Annotated in this window: 12 protein-coding genes; 4 read left to right on the top strand and 8 right to left on the bottom strand. The window is 47.8% G+C overall.

The window, feature by feature from the left end:
* Positions 1-7 precede the first annotated feature (7 nt).
* From NNX04_RS00395 to NNX04_RS00375, 5 genes are all read right to left on the bottom strand, one after another.
* On the bottom strand, positions 8-1,438 hold the full coding sequence (locus tag NNX04_RS00395; RefSeq protein ID WP_410004071.1) for a tryptophan halogenase family protein: 1,431 nt from the start codon (positions 1,436-1,438) through the stop codon (positions 8-10).
* A gap of 89 nt (positions 1,439-1,527) precedes the next feature.
* Positions 1,528-2,250, bottom strand: coding sequence for a SapC family protein (locus tag NNX04_RS00390; protein ID WP_007643655.1), 723 nt, complete (start codon positions 2,248-2,250; stop codon positions 1,528-1,530).
* Positions 2,251-2,334: 84 nt separating this feature from the next.
* Positions 2,335-5,349 carry a TonB-dependent receptor gene (locus NNX04_RS00385; RefSeq protein ID WP_261947121.1) on the bottom strand — a complete coding sequence of 1,005 codons (3,015 nt, stop codon included), beginning with the start codon at positions 5,347-5,349 and terminating at the stop codon, positions 2,335-2,337.
* Between the two features lie 387 nt (positions 5,350-5,736).
* Complete coding sequence (ung, locus tag NNX04_RS00380; RefSeq protein ID WP_261947120.1) at positions 5,737-6,420, bottom strand: uracil-DNA glycosylase; 684 nt, start codon at positions 6,418-6,420, stop codon at positions 5,737-5,739.
* A 110-nt stretch (positions 6,421-6,530) separates the two neighbouring features.
* Positions 6,531-7,133 carry a peroxiredoxin gene (locus NNX04_RS00375; protein WP_007643661.1) on the bottom strand — a complete coding sequence of 201 codons (603 nt, stop codon included), beginning with the start codon at positions 7,131-7,133 and terminating at the stop codon, positions 6,531-6,533.
* A 395-nt stretch (positions 7,134-7,528) separates the two neighbouring features.
* On the opposite strand from NNX04_RS00375, the gene NNX04_RS00370 reads away from it, so the two are divergent.
* Both NNX04_RS00370 and bfr read left to right on the top strand, forming a co-directional pair.
* Positions 7,529-7,738, top strand: a complete 210-nt coding sequence (locus tag NNX04_RS00370) for a bacterioferritin-associated ferredoxin (RefSeq protein WP_007643663.1) — start codon at positions 7,529-7,531, stop codon at positions 7,736-7,738.
* Positions 7,739-7,900: 162 nt separating this feature from the next.
* Positions 7,901-8,377 carry a bacterioferritin gene (gene bfr, locus NNX04_RS00365; protein WP_151058424.1) on the top strand — a complete coding sequence of 159 codons (477 nt, stop codon included), beginning with the start codon at positions 7,901-7,903 and terminating at the stop codon, positions 8,375-8,377.
* A gap of 104 nt (positions 8,378-8,481) precedes the next feature.
* On the opposite strand, the gene NNX04_RS00360 is transcribed toward bfr, so the two are convergent.
* The 3 genes from NNX04_RS00360 to NNX04_RS00350 form a co-directional block, all read right to left on the bottom strand.
* Positions 8,482-9,318, bottom strand: a complete 837-nt coding sequence (locus NNX04_RS00360; protein ID WP_261947119.1) for a general secretion pathway protein GspB — start codon at positions 9,316-9,318, stop codon at positions 8,482-8,484.
* Positions 9,319-9,322: 4 nt separating this feature from the next.
* Positions 9,323-11,014, bottom strand: a complete 1,692-nt coding sequence (locus NNX04_RS00355) for an ExeA family protein (RefSeq protein WP_261947118.1) — start codon at positions 11,012-11,014, stop codon at positions 9,323-9,325.
* A 128-nt stretch (positions 11,015-11,142) separates the two neighbouring features.
* Positions 11,143-12,546 carry an MBL fold metallo-hydrolase RNA specificity domain-containing protein gene (locus NNX04_RS00350; RefSeq protein WP_261947117.1) on the bottom strand — a complete coding sequence of 468 codons (1,404 nt, stop codon included), beginning with the start codon at positions 12,544-12,546 and terminating at the stop codon, positions 11,143-11,145.
* A 209-nt stretch (positions 12,547-12,755) separates the two neighbouring features.
* Here NNX04_RS00350 and NNX04_RS00345 point away from each other — a divergent pair, with 209 nt between their 5' ends.
* Both NNX04_RS00345 and gcvP read left to right on the top strand, forming a co-directional pair.
* A complete protein-coding gene (locus tag NNX04_RS00345) occupies positions 12,756-13,685 on the top strand; it encodes a glycoside hydrolase family 16 protein (protein WP_261947116.1) in 930 nt (309 codons plus the stop codon).
* Positions 13,686-13,954: 269 nt separating this feature from the next.
* Complete coding sequence (gcvP, locus tag NNX04_RS00340; RefSeq protein ID WP_261947115.1) at positions 13,955-16,864, top strand: aminomethyl-transferring glycine dehydrogenase; 2,910 nt, start codon at positions 13,955-13,957, stop codon at positions 16,862-16,864.
* Positions 16,865-16,878: the final 14 nt, after the last annotated feature.

Below are 16,878 nucleotides of genomic sequence, written 5' to 3'. Positions count from 1 at the left end.
CATCAAATCACTTTTCCATAGCGCAGTACTGGGCAATAAATTGCTCATGGCTTGGCAACAACGCGAGATTCCTTGATATGTGATCACGAAATCCAGTCATATACTGGCTAAACTCAGTATTTGACATATTATCTACAATAGGCTGGTAATTGGCAGGCGCAAAACCCTGACCAATCAAGACCTGTGTCCAACCATTGGTTCTGAATAATTCATCTCCCCCCAGAAATACCATGCCGCTTTGGGTGAACATATCCATACGATGACGCAAGGTATCTGGTATTTGCATGGTTCGTACGTAATTCCAGAACTCCGTATCGCTACGACGCGTTGCGTGATAATGAAGGATAATAAAGTCGCGAATACTTTCAGCCTCCTCCTTAGATTGGCGGTTATATTCATCTACCAACACTGGCTGAACACCGCGCAGAGGAAATAAGCGCAAAAAGCGAATCAAGCCAGAAGTTACCATGTGAATACTGGTCGACTCCAAAGGCTCAAGAAAACCCGATGCCAGCCCCAATGCTATACAGTTTTTATTCCAACCGAACTTACGCCGCCCAGTGGTAAATTGTATTAGGCGCGGGTTATTTAACATCGTACCTTCGACATTATTGGTTAATGTTTTTTCCGCCCAGGTTTGATCCGTAAATTGACTGGAATAAACGAGGCCATTACCCGTGCGATTTTGTAGCGGGATTCGCCACTGCCAACCAAATTCACGCGCAGTGGAAGTCGTGTAAGGAGTGGCAGGTTTCACCTTGGCTGTTTGTACTGCCAGTGCGGAATCGCAAGGTAACCAATGCTGCCAATTCTCATAACCGGTTTGTAATGCTTGCTCAATCAGCAAACCGCGAAAACCACTACAATCAATAAAAAAATCTGCCTCAATCTTCATGCCGCTATGAAGATGTAAACACTCAATAAAACCAGTATCAGGGTTTAGTTCGACATGCTCGATTTTTCCCTCGTGACGAATCACTCCCAACCCTTCGCTAAACTGACGTAAAAATTTTGCGTAAAGTCCAGCATCAAAATGAAAGGCATAGTTCAGTGCAGGGCTTTCGCTAATCCCAAATCGCTCTGCCCGTGCGGCTTCATGCTCAAGACAATAGGCACCAAAAGGAATATCCAACCCTAATGCTTTTGCACGCGCCCAAAAATGCTGAAATTCTCCAGCCCAAAAAATACGACCAACTTGACCAAATGCATGAATGTAATCCTCACCAATTTCCCCCCAATTCTTAAAATTTATTCCCAACTTAAATGTTGCATGGGTGGCTCGCATCATGTCCGCTTCATTAATACCGATTAATTTATGAAACGCCAGCATAGTGGGTATTGTTGCTTCGCCAACGCCGACCACACCAATCTCTTCGGATTCGACCAACGTTACATTTACCTTTCCCTGATATATCTTTCCAATCGCCGCCGCAGCCAACCACCCCGCCGTTCCACCACCAACAATTACAAGATTTTTAACCGACCGCATGCTCAGCCCCCCTATCTTTATAGACTTGGAAAATCATCTTAGTCGCGTGAAAGTTGAGTATTTTTAAGATCTACCAACGATTGGATATTAGTAAATGATCCGATGATTAAATAGGCATATCGCAATAAGCCAGTGCGATGCAAATTGGCAACCTCTGCATCAGGCAGTGATAATAAACGTGCCTTATTAATGGTTGCATAACTGCTATTTTTATACTTTTTCCCATTTGAAAAATCGATTTCAATCGTGACTTTCTCAATTAAATCCAACCTTTCAAATTCTGCCATCATCCACTCCGCCTCAGCTACACCTTCGTGTAGAACGGATAAAACGTTGGTCATCCTTTCCAAAAAAGGTGAATTTCCCCCATGAGGTAAAAAAAGTAACTCTCCTTGCTGCTCAAAAGAAACACGCGGGCTATCCAAATCAATATTAACAACAGCCTCAACATTACCATTGGTGTGCTCTTGCATCCCGATTACAAAAGGCTCTCGCTCGATCACCGCGGGAACATAGGGAACACGCCACGAATCTCCAGTCAAAAACAGATTTTCATTCGCATCAAAACCAAATAATGCAATTGTCAGCCAGCGATCACTCTCCATTTGCTGAAATAGAATGGGGTAGTATTTTTGGACTTCGTTAAATTCACTCGGATATACCGCGCAGCCGGCAACTGCATCGCCAAACTCTGATCCACGCTGTGTAATAACACGCAGGTTTTTGTGGGCAATATTATTAAGCACTTCATATTTCGCCATTTATTTTTCCTTCTCAAAACTTACAAAAAAACAAAGCCGCTGTCTCCAGCGGCTTTGTTTATTGGTTGCCAATAACGCTATAACTTAAAAAGTATAACGCAAGCCAACCTGGTAACGAGCCCCTAAATCTTCCAGGGATAACAACTGAGCCTTTGAGCGACCATGAGTTCGATAGTTTTCACCAGTTACGTTGATACCTTCAGCTGTGACGCTCAAGTTATCATTGATTTCGTAACCAATAGAGACATCGATTTGTGCATAGTCCTCAACATATTCAGGTTGATTGCCGCCGCCTGCAGTCCGACTTTCAAGGAAGCTGTCACGCCAGTTGTAAGCAACGCGTACTTGCCATGCATCGCGATCGAAGAAACCAACGAAGTTAGCAGTATCTGACAAGCCTGTCATAGCAAACTGACCTTCGGTAGTCAGGTTATCAAACTCCACATCCGCATCAACCATAGTGTAGTTTGCTTGTACCCCAAAACCTGAATCACCAAACCAGTGTTGTACTGCGAATTCAAGACCATCAATCACTGTAGCCTTGTCATTAACAGGTTTGTTGACTTTCCACATCAGTAGCGGATCATCTCCATCAGCGCGAACCCAACGTCCATTGTCAGAAATAAAGGCCGAATCAGAATTTTCCAACACATAAGTGTGCAATGCTAATTCGTTAGCTTGTGGTATTCCGCTACCTACAGCCAATTGACCTAAACGCACGTCACGCAATCCGTAAGCAGACTCTTCAACAATTTGCGTACCAATGAAGTTATCAACGTCCTTGCGGAAATAACCCAAGGATACATAACTATCCTCGGTGTAATACCATTCAGCAGAAACATCGGTATTAAAGGACTCCATTGGCTTCAAGTTTGGCACACCAGCGTTCGCAGTACGGTTATACAAATCGTTCAAACCAACATCTGGACGCAAATCGACATAACTTGGACGACCAATCGTTTCGCTTAAAGAGAGACGCAATTTCAACGAATCAGTTGGGCTAATATCGAAGTCAATATTTGGCAACAAATAGTCATAAGAGCCTGAACCGGTTTGTAATGTTTTTTCACTTTCATAACGTACGGACCAGTCATTGTCACCTTCCCACCAAAGTATTTCAGGCTCATTTACCAATGAGCGAGAACTTACGTCGGTTTCTTCGTAGCGAACACCAACAAGTACATTTGATTCCATGCCGCCAAGTTCAAAATTAGAGTTAAATTGAACGTAAGCTGATTTGGATTCTTCTTCAATAGTACGATTAGTGGTGTAAATATTGTTCCATTGGATTTTGCCATTTACGAAATCATAGAAATCCGCTGGATAGGCTCCACTTGCATTAATTGCTTCGGCAGTTTCTATAATTTTTGGCAAATTAGCATCAACACCGATGAAAAATAACGGGTCATTGGTGGTTGAACCGTAATCGGGGAAGTCTTTACCAAAATCGCGCAACTCAAAATACTGGTCAGGATATGCAGCTGGATCTATACCATCCCAGTTACCAACACCTTGACGGTTATCACCTGACGCAAGACTTTCATTTGTGTCCTTACGCTGCTCAATACCAAATCTAAGTGCTGCATTTTCAAAGAAGCCGGAACCATTAAATTGAAATTCACCAGACAATTGCGTCTGTTCAATTTCAGTGCGGTTGCGCGAGCGTGGGTTATTGGTCATAGCGCCGCTAACATCACCACCATCAAGTACGCCATTACAGTTACCACTACGGTATGGATCTCGCGGGGCGCGATTACGTAAAATACAATCATCAAAAGTCACACTCATCAAAGGCATGCTTTTGGACCAATCAACGTATTCACCAGTAACAACGTTGGCATTCATGCCAACATCAACACCATCACTAGCATTTTTTGCGCTAGAGCTGTGATGATCAAGTGCCAATGAGAATTGATCATTCACTTCAAATGCAAGATTGAGACCGACTGAATTATTATCGGTGTAAGACTCAACATGAGCACCAGCGAAGGACACATCTTTCAAGCGACTAACGCCGTTAGTAAGATAGGACTCACGGTAAATAACCGGAGTGCGAACAGCGCCATTGTCGAAGGTTAATTCTGAAATTGCATCGACATTAAACCAAACTGATTGTTGTGAGCGATCTGAAGTACGATCCAAACCGGAGTATGTGTAATCCAGAGTCGCAGTCAAACGCTCAGTTGGTTTGAATTGAAATACTGCTTGAGCATTGGTGCGCTCGCGCTCATTGTCTTGGACTTCATAACGCAAGTCGGTTGGCAAGGCGTACAAATCGCCGTGATTTGGAGCATTATTGATTACTACACCATCTTTGAAGCGTTCCACTGAGCGCTTGGTAAGATCTGGATTAGTTGAATCCCAAGTATTAATGTTTGCCCAGTTGTTTACAAAGTTGTTCGCGTTTGAATTGTCCCGGCGCTGATAAGAACCGGTAATAGCAACACCAAAGGTATCGTCATCGTTAACCCAGGAATACAACCCTGAAATTTCTGGTGTAATTTCATCACCTACACCCGAGCGCACAGTTTCATCTTGCGTTGCTTTCACGCCAATACTAGCGCGACTACCTGCTTCCAGCGGGCGAAGTGTTTTGATATTGATGGTGGCGCCAAGCCCACCTGTAGCTATATCCGCGCGGCCGGTTTTGTAAACTTCAACACCGAATACTGATTCTGATGCAAGATTGGCAAAATCATAGGCACGAGTTGATGAGTCGCCAGTATTGTTATTAGCAACTGCAGGCATTACGCGACCATTTAAGGTCACCATGTTCAACTCAGCACCAATACCACGAGCAGTTACTTGCGAGCCCTCACCATCAGAGCGATTGATGGATAAACCAGTGATACGCTGCAAAGACTCTGCGAGGTTTGTATCGGGCATTTTACCGATATCTTCTGCAGAAATTGCATCCACAACACCCACTGCATTGCGCTTGGTATCCATCGACTGCATTACCGATGCACGAATACCAGTAACCATCACCTCTTCGAGTTGACTGTCCTGTTGCGCCAACGCCATTCCGCTTACCCCAGCCGCCACTGAAGCAACTGCTGTGGTTAAAAGTTTCTTCTTAAAGCTTATTGTTTTGTACATGGAGCCCTCTCCTTTATTATCGTCGGGATTATATTTCCGGTACTGCTATGCCTGAAGCACGGCCCAAAGAAAGGCAACGCCTCAAGCATTTTCGCTCCAAACCCTGCAAGCGAATTCGCTCTCGCCTATCGCTGTCGTTATTAAAACGATTGCATGACTTTAGCCGAGATAATTAAACATAAACGTTAGAGTCGATATCTTTTTCTTGCCAAACACTCAGAATGAAAAGTCAGGTGCCACTGATTTATTTTTTTGTTAACTGGAGTCAAAATTACCCCCATGTGACAGCGCTGTCAATCGATTAAAAATTAACTTTACACATATTATTTAACGAGACATGCAGAACACCTTATTGTCAAAAAGACACAAATAAGGAGTTTTCAGCTACTACAACTGCCAATCAATAGGAGATTTTCCTTGGGAGTGTAAGTAGTGATTTGCTTGGGAAAAATGTCCGCAGCCGATGAAACCGCGGTGTGCAGATAAGGGAGATGGGTGTGGTGCCTTGAGTACTAAATGCTTTTGTGGGCCAATAAAGGCAGCTTTTTTCTGGGCGTAACTTCCCCATAAGAGGAAAACAACACCAGCACATTGCTGATTTACCAGCTGAATCGCCTTGTCAGTAAATTGTTCCCAGCCCCGCCCTTGATGCGAACCGGCGGCAGCCTGTTGGACAGTCAATGTGGCATTGAGCATGAGCACACCTTGATTAGCCCATGCTTGTAAACATCCATGTCCAGGATGCTTAAAACCTATATCGCGCTGCAACTCCTTAAACATATTTTGCAACGACGGCGGCACTTGAACACCCTGTTGCACCGAGAAGCATAAGCCATGAGCTTGATTGGGGCCGTGATAAGGATCTTGCCCAAGGATTACAACTTTGACCTGATCTAACGGCGTACTGTTGAATGCATTGAAAATATTCCTGGACTCCGGATAAATAACTTTACCCAGTTGCTTTTCCGCCAGCAGAAAGGCTTTTAACTGCTGCATGTAGGGCTGCTCAAACTCTGGCGCCAAATGAAGTAACCAGCTGGGATGAATATCTATCTTTTTAGCAGTCGCCATGATTTAACAGCCTCAGAATACTTACAAAAACACACAAGCAGAACTTTCAGGCAATAAAAAGCCCGACACCAGGCCGGGCTTTTTACAAGACTTACTGTGAAAAGTAAAACTTAGAGCTTGTCGCCGTGCTCAGCCAGATATTTAGCAACACCTGCTGGCGATGCGTCCATACCTGCGTCACCTTCTTTCCAGCCCGCAGGGCATACTTCGCCGTGTTGCTCATGGAAAATCAATGCATCAACAGTGCGAATGGTATCGTCAATGTTACGGCCAATTGGCAAGTCGTTAACGATTTGAGAGCGCACTACACCTGCTTCGTCGATGATGAAAGTGCCACGGAAAGCTACACCATCAGCAGACTCTACATCGAATGCTTTAGCAATTGAGTGCGTAATGTCAGCAACCAGAGTGTAACGAACTGGACCAATACCACCTTCGTTTACTGGAGTATTACGCCATGCGTTGTGGGTGAATTGTGAATCGATAGAAACACCAATCACTTCTACATTGCGCTTTTTGAACTCTTCTACGCGGTGATCAAATGCCAACAGCTCTGATGGACATACAAAGGTGAAGTCCAATGGATAGAAAAATACAACAGCTTTTTTGCCTTTGGTGGCTTCAGCAAAGTTGTAACCGTCTACGATTTCACCATTTGCCAATACGGCTGATGCGGTGAAGTCAGGTGCTTTTTTACCAACTAATACGCCCATGTTTAATCTCCTGATAGTTAAGACTGAGGGTTGAGGTTCAAAAATAAGGACAACAGCAATCGGATACCAAATCTATTCACTGAATGTGACGATTGGATGGTCAGTTATTGATTGCCTATTCTTCGTCGATAGTGCGTGGCTATCATACACAGGCCTAGCCCTATGTCCCATTGATTTTCTATATGACAATTCCAAAACTAAGACTATTGGCCAACAACTGGCACCAAAATATGTAAACAAGTTATAAGAAATAATAGCAATGCATTCCAAATAAGAATTTATCTCACAACTTGTTGACACAACTTCTCATTAGACTTAGAGTTTCATTCGTAATCATATTGAAGCCGCCTCTGCGACTTTGAGATCATTTCCTGAACAATCTGTGGAACTGTGCTATGTACGTTTGTGTATGCAAAGGCATAACTGATAGACAAATCAAAGCCGCTATTGATGATGGCGCCAATTCCTTGGGGCAGCTGCGCAAAGCATTGGGTGTTGCTAGCCAATGCGGTAAATGTTCAGTAATGACGCGCGAAATTCTGAATGAAGCGCTCAACGATACCCCTATGATCAACGGCTTACCGCAATTCTACGCCCTAGCCTAACTCCTGCTGCGCCGAATCAAGCACTAAAAAGAATCTAAATCATTTCGATTTTTAGTGCTTTTTCCTTCCCCATCAAATACTTAGATAAAATCCTTCGCTTGACACTGAGCCGTTCGGCGACCAGACTCTCCTTTTGTTATTTGACGCATTAAGGAGAACTCCATGAAAGGCGATCCACAAGTCATCGCAGTATTGAACAAGGTTCTGGGCAACGAGCTGGTTGCGATTAATCAATACTTCTTGCACGCACGCATGTACAAAGACTGGGGCTTAAAAGAGCTGGCCGATCACGAATATCACGAATCTATTGATGAAATGAAACACGCGGATGCATTGGTCGAGCGTATTCTGTTTTTAGAAGGTCTTCCCAACTTGCAAGACCTGGGTAAATTGCACATTGGCGAAGATACGCCGGAAATGCTCAAGTCTGACTTAAAACTCGAATTGAAAGCGATTCCTGACCTGCGCGACGGCATCATCATCTGCGAAGGTGTGCGTGATTTTGTAAGCCGCGACCTGTTAAAAAGTATCCTCGAATCCGAAGAAGAGCATGTTGATTGGCTGGAGACCCAGCTGTCATTGATTGATACTGTCGGTCTGCAGAATTATCTGCAGTCCAAAATGGGCTCAACCACTTGATTCTGAATAGCTGCCTGGAAAGGTATTAAAAGATAGTAAAAAGGAGCCTGCTGGCTCCTTTTTACTGTTGTGCTCGCGAGGGTTAACCCCACCCACTCGCTAATCTACATATTGATCCAACCATTTAATGCCCGCAATTTGAATACCCGGTCACCATGTTTTAGTACTACACCATCGACCAAAATATCCTGCACCACAAATTGACCGGTAGCGACTATATTGCCCACCCCCAAGGTCTGCCCGTTGATAACCACGCTGCTAATGCCACCGGCCAGATAATCATGACGCTGGTAGCTGATGGTCGGCATCTTCTGTTTGGTATTCCAGGGCAGCTCGTTAAAGTCCTGGACATGAGTCATAGAGTCAAAGGTGCGCGCAGGCTCACGCACAACCTCTGCAGGTGGCAACGCAGCTTGGGCCACTGAAGGACTAGCAAAAGGATCTACTACCGATTCCGAACCCGTCGCTTCTTCAGGGGCATAGAGTTGACTTACATCAGCCTCCATTGTGGGTTCTGGCGCAGCATCTTCCGCATAGAGATCTTTTATATCAGTCGCAGCAACTCCACTGCTATCCGGCCGGACAGCAACAGCACTCGCCAAGCTGGCGGCAGATTGAGAGGGCAACGGTTGCTGCGGTTGGACTGGAGCCACTACCGCCGGTGTTACAGGTTGACTAACCGGAGGTTGCACCTTGGCGGGCGCGGGCTGAACGGGCGAAATAGCAGTTGCTGTCGGCGAGGTATTGGTTGTTTGCCAGCGCCAGATAATGACCGCCACTAGTACAATAATTAGCGCAGCCGCAACCCACCAATACCATGCACGGGAAGACTGCTCCGGTTCCAGCGCCAATGGCCGATGCTGGGTATTCAAATCCGGTACCGGTGTTTGATTTTTACGCTCGGTATCGGCGCGATTGAGGGCATCCAAAATTAACGACATAGAACTACAGCCCTTGTGCTTCTGAGCCCTGCACATTTAAAAGCGCAGGTATTTTTTGTTCATCCAACTGGACCAGTGGTTTATCCACCCCCAGCACTTCATTGAGGCGACGCAAGGTTTGAGCGCCTATAACACCATCCGGCAGAATGTTTTGCGTGCGCTGAAAAAGCTCTACCCGTTTTTTAAGTTTTTCAGTGTAAAACTGGCGCGTCAGGGGTGCAGGTTGCTGATCAAGCTGGGCAAACTGTTCTGCCACCCAAGTGACCAAATCGTTTTTATCGCCCAGCTGCAAACTTTTTTCGAACCCTTGCGGGCGCGACCAGACATAATAAAAGTCGCCCGTCCACAGTGGCGCTATATCGCGCCAAGGGATAATCCGCTCCACCCCATTTTCGATAATAAGCACATAGTTTTCACTCAACCCGGCCAACAACAGATAAACCCACTTTTTATCGCTGGTCGCCAAGGTCATCAAACCTGGGCGATTGATATCCTTTAATTCATCCCAGGAAGCGAGGCGTACTTTTTCGCAACTGTAGTTCACCGCAACCGACGCAAGGCACGGGTTGGTGCTATCGCCTACCGCAAGGGAAAGATGATCAAACAGCACCAATTGCGCCGCTACTAAATCCCTTGTCGCCATCGCAATCAGTGGTGATTGTTCGTTCACGACACCGGCTGACGCTGCACTACTTGAACTTGCGAATAATGAAGAGGATTGCGTTGGCTCATTTATCGCTTCCGCATTGGCCAAAGGTGCAGAGCCGGTTGAGAGCTCATCCGGCAACAAAAACCATACTGCCACCATCACCGCTGCAACAACTGCAACCAATAAGGCATGCCAGGAGGTGCGGGCAGCAGCAACTTTCTCCTCCTGGTGGGTAGCCGTACCCGCGACTTCTTTGGCGGCAGAAGCAAAAATCTGTTTATCGATGTTGTGCTGATTTTGCGCATAGGCGCCAAGCAATAAACGCTCGCAGAGCACGTTGATTAAGCGTGGAATGCCACCGCTAAACTCGTGAATTTTTTTAATGATGGCATCGCTAAACGGGCGCTGATGATCGGGTAACCCAGCAACTTTCAGGCGGTGATGGATGTATGCTTTGGTTTCAGCCGGCGTAAGTGCTTCCAGATGAAAGCGGGCGGTAATACGCTGGGATAATTGCCGCAATGCAGGGCGCGCTAATAGTTTTTTCAGCTCAGGCTGCCCCACCAGCATAATTTGCAGCAGCTTTTCAGTGGTAGTTTCAAGGTTGGTAAGCAGGCGAATCTGCTCTAGCACCGGCACTTTTAACAGCTGCGCCTCATCTATCAGCAATACGGTTTTACGACCTTTGCGATGATTATCCAGCAGGAACTCATTGAGCGCGTCAGTCAGGTTTTTAACCGTTAACTCGTCGCTGATGTAACTCACCCCCAGCTCATCACAAATTGTGCAGAGCAGCTCAGGCGCATTGGCCGTGGGGTTAAGGATAATCGCGATATCGGTATTTTCCGGCAGCTGCTCCAGCAGACAGCGAATAATTGTAGTTTTACCCGTGCCCACCTCGCCGGTGAGCATTACAAAACCACCGTTTTGGATGCCGTATAACAGGTGCGCCAACGCTTCCCGATGCTGATCGCTCATAAAGAGATAGCGCGGGTTAACGGCGATAGAAAAAGCTGGCTCTTTTAGCCCAAAAAATTCGTGATACATAGACGCAGCGGGACACAGTTATTATGAATGGCTAGGCAGGCCGGAATCATAACAGGCCGTGTCGGATACAGGCAGCCTCTTATTAGGTTGACGCACGCAAGCAACACCAGAATTGCCTAACACCGATCTCAAAAATGCACCCCCGCACCACGAGTAGCAACTACCGCTTCAATTTGATGCTGACTCCACAAGGCTTTGGCCAAAGCTTGCAGAGCATCCGGCTCGCCGTGTACTAAATAAAAGCGCGGGCTATCCACAAAACCGGCGGCCCAATCCAGCAATTGCTGCTGCCCGGCATGGGCGGAAAAACCGCCCAAGGTGTGAACTTTGGCGCGCACCATAATCTCCTGGCCAAAGAGTTTTATCTTCTTCACCCCATTTACCAGAATGCGCCCCAATGTGCCTTGGGCTTGGAAGCCCACAAACACTAGATGAGTATTTTTCTGCCAGAGGCGATGTTTGAAGTGATGGCGAATACGCCCGCCGGTACACATTCCGCTGCCCGCAATAATGATCGCCCCCGCTTTGACATGATTGAGCGCCATGGACTCCTCCACACTGGCAGTAATAGTCAGACAAGGCAGAAACTCACTCAATGTGCGGCTGCGATACTCACTCATCACGGCGCGATCTTTGGCGTGCCAGTCATGGCGCATCTGCTCATAGACCTCAGTCACCGCGCCGCCCATGGGGCTATCCAGATAAACCCGCCAACCCTGCAACTTCCCTTGGCGATACATCACCCCTAACTGGAATAGCAGTTCCTGGGTGCGGCCGATAGCAAATGCAGGAATCAAAATATTGCCGTTATCTGCCGAAGCTGCCGCCAGCACCTCCTCAAATTCAGCGATAGTGTCATCAAATGAGCGATGGTTGCGGTCGCCATAAGTGCCCTCCATCAACACTACGTCGGCATGACGCAGTTGCGTGGGCTCAGGCATTAAGGAGGTGTCGGGATTACCCAAGTCGCCGGAAAAAACCAGTGTTTTAGTGCTTTCTCCCGCCCCCAAATGCAACTCAACAATCGCGGAACCAAGGATATGTCCTGCATCGTGAAACACCAGATTCACGTCAGCCCCGATTGCCTGAAGCACACCATAGGTGGAGGGTTCACAGAGAGCGAGGGCACGCTCCACATCCAAATCATCATATTCCGGCCGCAGCAATTCCTTGCCGGCACGTTCACGGCGCAGGTTTTCGTAATCCAGATCGCGCAGATATAAACTCAGGGCATCTTTTAGCAAGATGGGCAATAAGCGTGCGGTGCCCTCGGTGCAGTGAATACTGCCGCGAAAGCCACCGCGCACTAACCGCGGCAAGCGGCCACTATGATCCAAATGCACATGGGACAAAATCACTGCATCAATAGCTGCCGGATCAAAGCTGAATGCCTGCTCTTCGCTGCCCTCTCCCTGCAGAATTCCACAATCAAGCAGGTAGCGTTTGCCAGCCGTTTCCAACAAATGACAGGAGCCGGTAACTTCCTGAGCCGCCCCCAAAAAAATGAGTTGATGCGCTTTAGCGTTATTCATACCGACTCCTTTATTGTTTTCACTTTTGTGTACTCTCTATGGAGCTTAGCAGCTAAAGCGCCGCGCCGACTTGTCAGCTGGCGTTCCATTTTTCTGCACCTATCCCATGTTTAAAAGCCGCCTCAAACTGGCACACATTTCACCTTATGCTGTGCAACTATAGGTGGGTAGTTACTGCTGTCGGGACAATAAAGAGACCAGAGGAATTTATGATAAAAACCCTAACCACCAAACACCTCCCAATACTGCCAGCTGGTTTGGTATTACTAGCGAGCTATCACGCACAGAGTGAGAATGCGTTAATCGCCTACCCCGGTTACACCGGCGAATATCCAGGTTACACCCTGAAAGTCGATGAGCGTTTTGATCGTCTGGATAAGATGCTATGGCGAGTAGGCGACGGAGCGGTGGGTCATGAGTCGGCGTGCCGTTTTACGCCACAAGGTGTGCAAGTAGAAAAGGGCTTACTGAATTTAATCGTCAACCAGGAAAAAGTACCCGCCAGCTGGTCAGAGGATCATCAACAGGAAAAGCGACCCTATAAGTATTCCTGCGGCGAATTGCGTACCGCCCCCACTAAAACCATCAAATACGGGCGTTTTGAAACACGCATGAAAGCCCCTGCTCGTAGCGCTGCCAGCGGTTATATCTCTTCTTTGTTCACCTATACCAATAGCGGTTCACCGCGCGAGTGGGAGGAGATTGATGTGGAGCTGGAAGGCGGCCGCCCTGACAAGCTCCAAGCCAATTTGATTTATGGTTTGGATACCCCCAATTGGGTTGCTACCCGCGAATGGGGTGCATGGGAAGATAAAATTGAAGTAGGCCCGATTGATGACTGGCGGGTATTTGCCATTGAGTGGGCACCCACTTTTATCAAATGGTATGTAGACGGCAAACTGGTCAAAACACTCGATCAAAGCCAGCTGGACTGCAAACCCGAATGTGCGCCCGGTCAGAAAAAGCCAACACCAATTCCCGATAACCTGACATCACTCATGATGAACTTCTGGATTCCCAACGATGAAATTCAGGATGTATTCGGCGGCAATAAAAAACACAACACCTACCCGATGGTGACTCAATACGACTGGATCAGAATTTACCAGTTGGATTCAGCCCCACTCGCGAATTATTGATTAGGTTTTTCTATCACCCGCAAAACGCATCTGCTCGACTACCCATTCCCCCTCCAGCCGACTGCTCCAAGGTCGGCTTTTTTACGTATAAGTGCTGGCTTCTGGTGCAAAGCGCGGCAGGTTAGATTGCCCGCCAAGCCCCAAATTGATACCATTGCGGCCTTTTTAAGCAGGGGCCCTTTTTTTACAGGCAACTCCTGGTAAGCAGCCCCCCTCGGCCGCAACCCTCTCCCGCCTTTATTATTGATTTCCTTACACAGAGAGTTTCTATGTCAGTTGATTTTCGTTCAGCTCCGCTATCCGCTTTGGCCAATCACGACGAGTTTGTAAAGCGTCATATCGGCCCGGATGCCCAACAAACTGCCGCTATGCTGGCAACCCTGGGCGTCAGCTCAGTCAAGGAGCTGATCGACAAAACGGTGCCGGACAATATCCGCCTGAAAAACGAACTCAATCTGGGCGATGCGGTCAGCGAAGCCAATGCACTGGCCCAACTCAAAGCCATCGCCAGTAAGAACAAGATCTTCAAAAACTACATCGGCATGGGCTACCACGACACCCACGTGCCACTGGTGGTTCTGCGCAACGTATTGGAAAACCCGGGTTGGTACACGGCTTACACGCCCTACCAACCCGAAATCGCCCAAGGCCGCTTGGAGGCATTGCTCAACTACCAGCAAATGATCATCGACCTGACCGGGATGGAAATGGCCAACGCTTCGGTATTGGATGAAGGTACCGCCGCCGCTGAAGCCATGGCGATGTGTAAGCGTCAAAACAAGAAAAGTAAATCCGACGTGTTTTTTGTGGATGCAGATACTCACCCGCAAACCATCGCTGTGGTGAAAACCCGCGCCGAACATTTCGGTTTTGAAGTTTTTGTCGCCAAGGCCGATGAACTTATCAATGGCGACTACTTCGGCGCCCTGCTCTCTTACCCAGGCTCTAGCGGTCAGGTACGCGATTTAACCGCGCTAATTGAAACCGCCCATAACAACAATGCACTGGTAACAGTTGCATCGGACTTAATGGCGTTGATGCTGCTCAAATCTCCCGGCGCTATGGGCGCCGATGTGGTGGTCGGCACCAGCCAACGCTTCGGTGTGCCTATGGGTTTTGGCGGCCCGCACGCCGGCTTCTTCGCTTTCCGCGATGCTTACAAACGCTCCGCTCCCGGCCGCATTATTGGTGTGTCAATTGACGCGCGCGGCAAACAAGCACTGCGTATGGCGATGCAAACCCGCGAGCAACATATCCGTCGCGAAAAAGCCAACTCCAATATTTGTACCTCGCAGGTATTGCTCGCGGTGATGAGCGTGTTCTACGCGATTTACCACGGCCCCGACGGCCTGAAACGTATCGCCAACCGCATTCACCGCTTGACCGCGATTGCTGCAGCTGCATTAAAAGCCAAAGGTTTCGGCATTACCAACAACCAGTTCTTCGACACTATTACCGTCAATGTTGGCGACAATCAAAAAGCGATTTATCAAGCCGCATTAAACGCCGAAATTAATTTGCGTTTGGTGGGCAGCGATTCATTGGGCATCAGCCTGAATGAAACAACGTCTGCTGCTGATCTGGAAGCATTGCTTGCTGTATTTGGCGTAACCGGAATTGAACTGACGTCATTTGATGAGCAAGTGCTTGCCGGAAAAAATATCACCGCCAACAACGCGATCCCGGCCGATTTGTTGCGTAGCGATGCGGTATTGTCCCATCCGATATTCAATACCTATCACAGCGAAACCGAAATGCTGCGCTATTTAAAGCGCCTGGAATCAAGAGACATCGCGCTCAATAACGCGATGATTCCACTCGGCTCTTGCACCATGAAATTAAATGCAACTGCCGAGATGATTCCCGTCACCTGGCCGGAATTTGGCAAGTTGCATCCCTTTGCGCCGATTGACCAAGCCGAAGGCTACAAAGAATTATTCGAAGAGTTACAAGAGATGCTCAAAGCCTGCACCGGCTACGATGCCATCAGCTTGCAACCTAACGCTGGCTCACAAGGCGAGTACGCCGGCCTTGTTGCGATCAAAAAATATTTTGAAAGCAAAGGTGAAACCCAGCGCGATATTTGTTTGATTCCCGCGTCTGCCCACGGCACCAATCCCGCATCAGCACAAATGGTGAGTTACAAAGTAGTCGTAGTTGCCTGTGATAACAAAGGCAACGTCGATCTTGCTGACCTCGCAGAGAAAATCGCCACTTACAATAATCAAATCGCCTGCATCATGGTGACTTACCCATCCACGCACGGTGTATTTGAAGAAGGCATTACGCAATTGTGCGATATGGTTCATGCAGTAGGCGGCCAGGTCTATATCGACGGCGCCAACATGAACGCACTCGTCGGCGTTGCCGCACCCGGTAAATTCGGTGGCGATGTGTCGCATTTGAATTTGCACAAAACTTTCTGTATTCCACATGGCGGCGGCGGCCCGGGCATGGGGCCCATCGGCGTTGGCAAACATTTGGAGCCCTTCCTCGCGGCGCATCCCGTGCAAGCAGTTCCGGGCACCGATGTAAACAACGGCACTATTTCTGCTGCACCTTGGGGTTCCGCCAGTATCCTGCCAATCAGCTGGATGTACATCAAAATGATGGGCGCTGTGGGTATGCGCCAGGCGACTGAATTTGCGATGCTGAATGCAAACTACGTAGCGAAAAAATTGGAAGCCGCTTATCCGATTTTGTACAAAGGCACCAACGGTTTTGTTGCGCACGAATGCTTATTGGATTTGCGTCCCTTAAAAGAAGCCAGCGGCATCAGCGAAGAAGACATCGCCAAACGTTTGATGGACTTCGGTTTCCACGCGCCAACCATGTCGTTCCCGGTTGCGGGCACATTGATGATCGAACCAACCGAATCCGAATCCAAAATCGAATTGGATAAATTCATCGAAGCGATGCTGATTATCCGCAATGAAATCGATCAGGTCATCAACGGTGAAATTGCCGCTGAAGCCAGTGCCCTGCACAATGCACCCCATACCCAGGACGATGTACTGGAAGAAAACTGGACCCGCGCCTACTCACGTGAAGTTGCCGGCCGCCCTGCCAGCTGGTTGAAAAACCACAAGGTATGGCCAACGGTAAACCGTATCGACAACGTGTATGGGGATCGGAATTTGGTTTGCTCATGCCCGAGTATCGACAGCTATATGGAGTAATAACAGCGCACGCA

Source organism: Cellvibrio sp. QJXJ, from assembly GCF_024452345.1.
GTDB lineage: Bacteria > Pseudomonadota > Gammaproteobacteria > Pseudomonadales > Cellvibrionaceae > Cellvibrio.
The sequence above is the reverse complement of the archived record's forward strand: the minus strand, read 5'-3'. Positions and strand labels throughout refer to the sequence as shown.

Excerpts from the sequence above, each read along its gene's own strand:
- NNX04_RS00390 (WP_007643655.1), bottom strand. The coding sequence starts at position 2,250 with ATGGCGAAATATGAAGTGCTTAATAATATTGCCCACAAAAACCTGCGT.
- NNX04_RS00385 (WP_261947121.1), bottom strand. The coding sequence starts at position 5,349 with ATGTACAAAACAATAAGCTTTAAGAAGAAACTTTTAACCACAGCAGTT.
- ung (WP_261947120.1), bottom strand. The coding sequence starts at position 6,420 with ATGGCGACTGCTAAAAAGATAGATATTCATCCCAGCTGGTTACTTCAT.
- NNX04_RS00375 (WP_007643661.1), bottom strand. The coding sequence starts at position 7,133 with ATGGGCGTATTAGTTGGTAAAAAAGCACCTGACTTCACCGCATCAGCC.
- NNX04_RS00370 (WP_007643663.1), top strand. The coding sequence starts at position 7,529 with ATGTACGTTTGTGTATGCAAAGGCATAACTGATAGACAAATCAAAGCC.
- bfr (WP_151058424.1), top strand. The coding sequence starts at position 7,901 with ATGAAAGGCGATCCACAAGTCATCGCAGTATTGAACAAGGTTCTGGGC.
- NNX04_RS00360 (WP_261947119.1), bottom strand. The coding sequence starts at position 9,318 with ATGTCGTTAATTTTGGATGCCCTCAATCGCGCCGATACCGAGCGTAAA.
- NNX04_RS00355 (WP_261947118.1), bottom strand. The coding sequence starts at position 11,014 with ATGTATCACGAATTTTTTGGGCTAAAAGAGCCAGCTTTTTCTATCGCC.
- NNX04_RS00350 (WP_261947117.1), bottom strand. The coding sequence starts at position 12,546 with ATGAATAACGCTAAAGCGCATCAACTCATTTTTTTGGGGGCGGCTCAG.
- NNX04_RS00345 (WP_261947116.1), top strand. The coding sequence starts at position 12,756 with ATGATAAAAACCCTAACCACCAAACACCTCCCAATACTGCCAGCTGGT.
- gcvP (WP_261947115.1), top strand. The coding sequence starts at position 13,955 with ATGTCAGTTGATTTTCGTTCAGCTCCGCTATCCGCTTTGGCCAATCAC.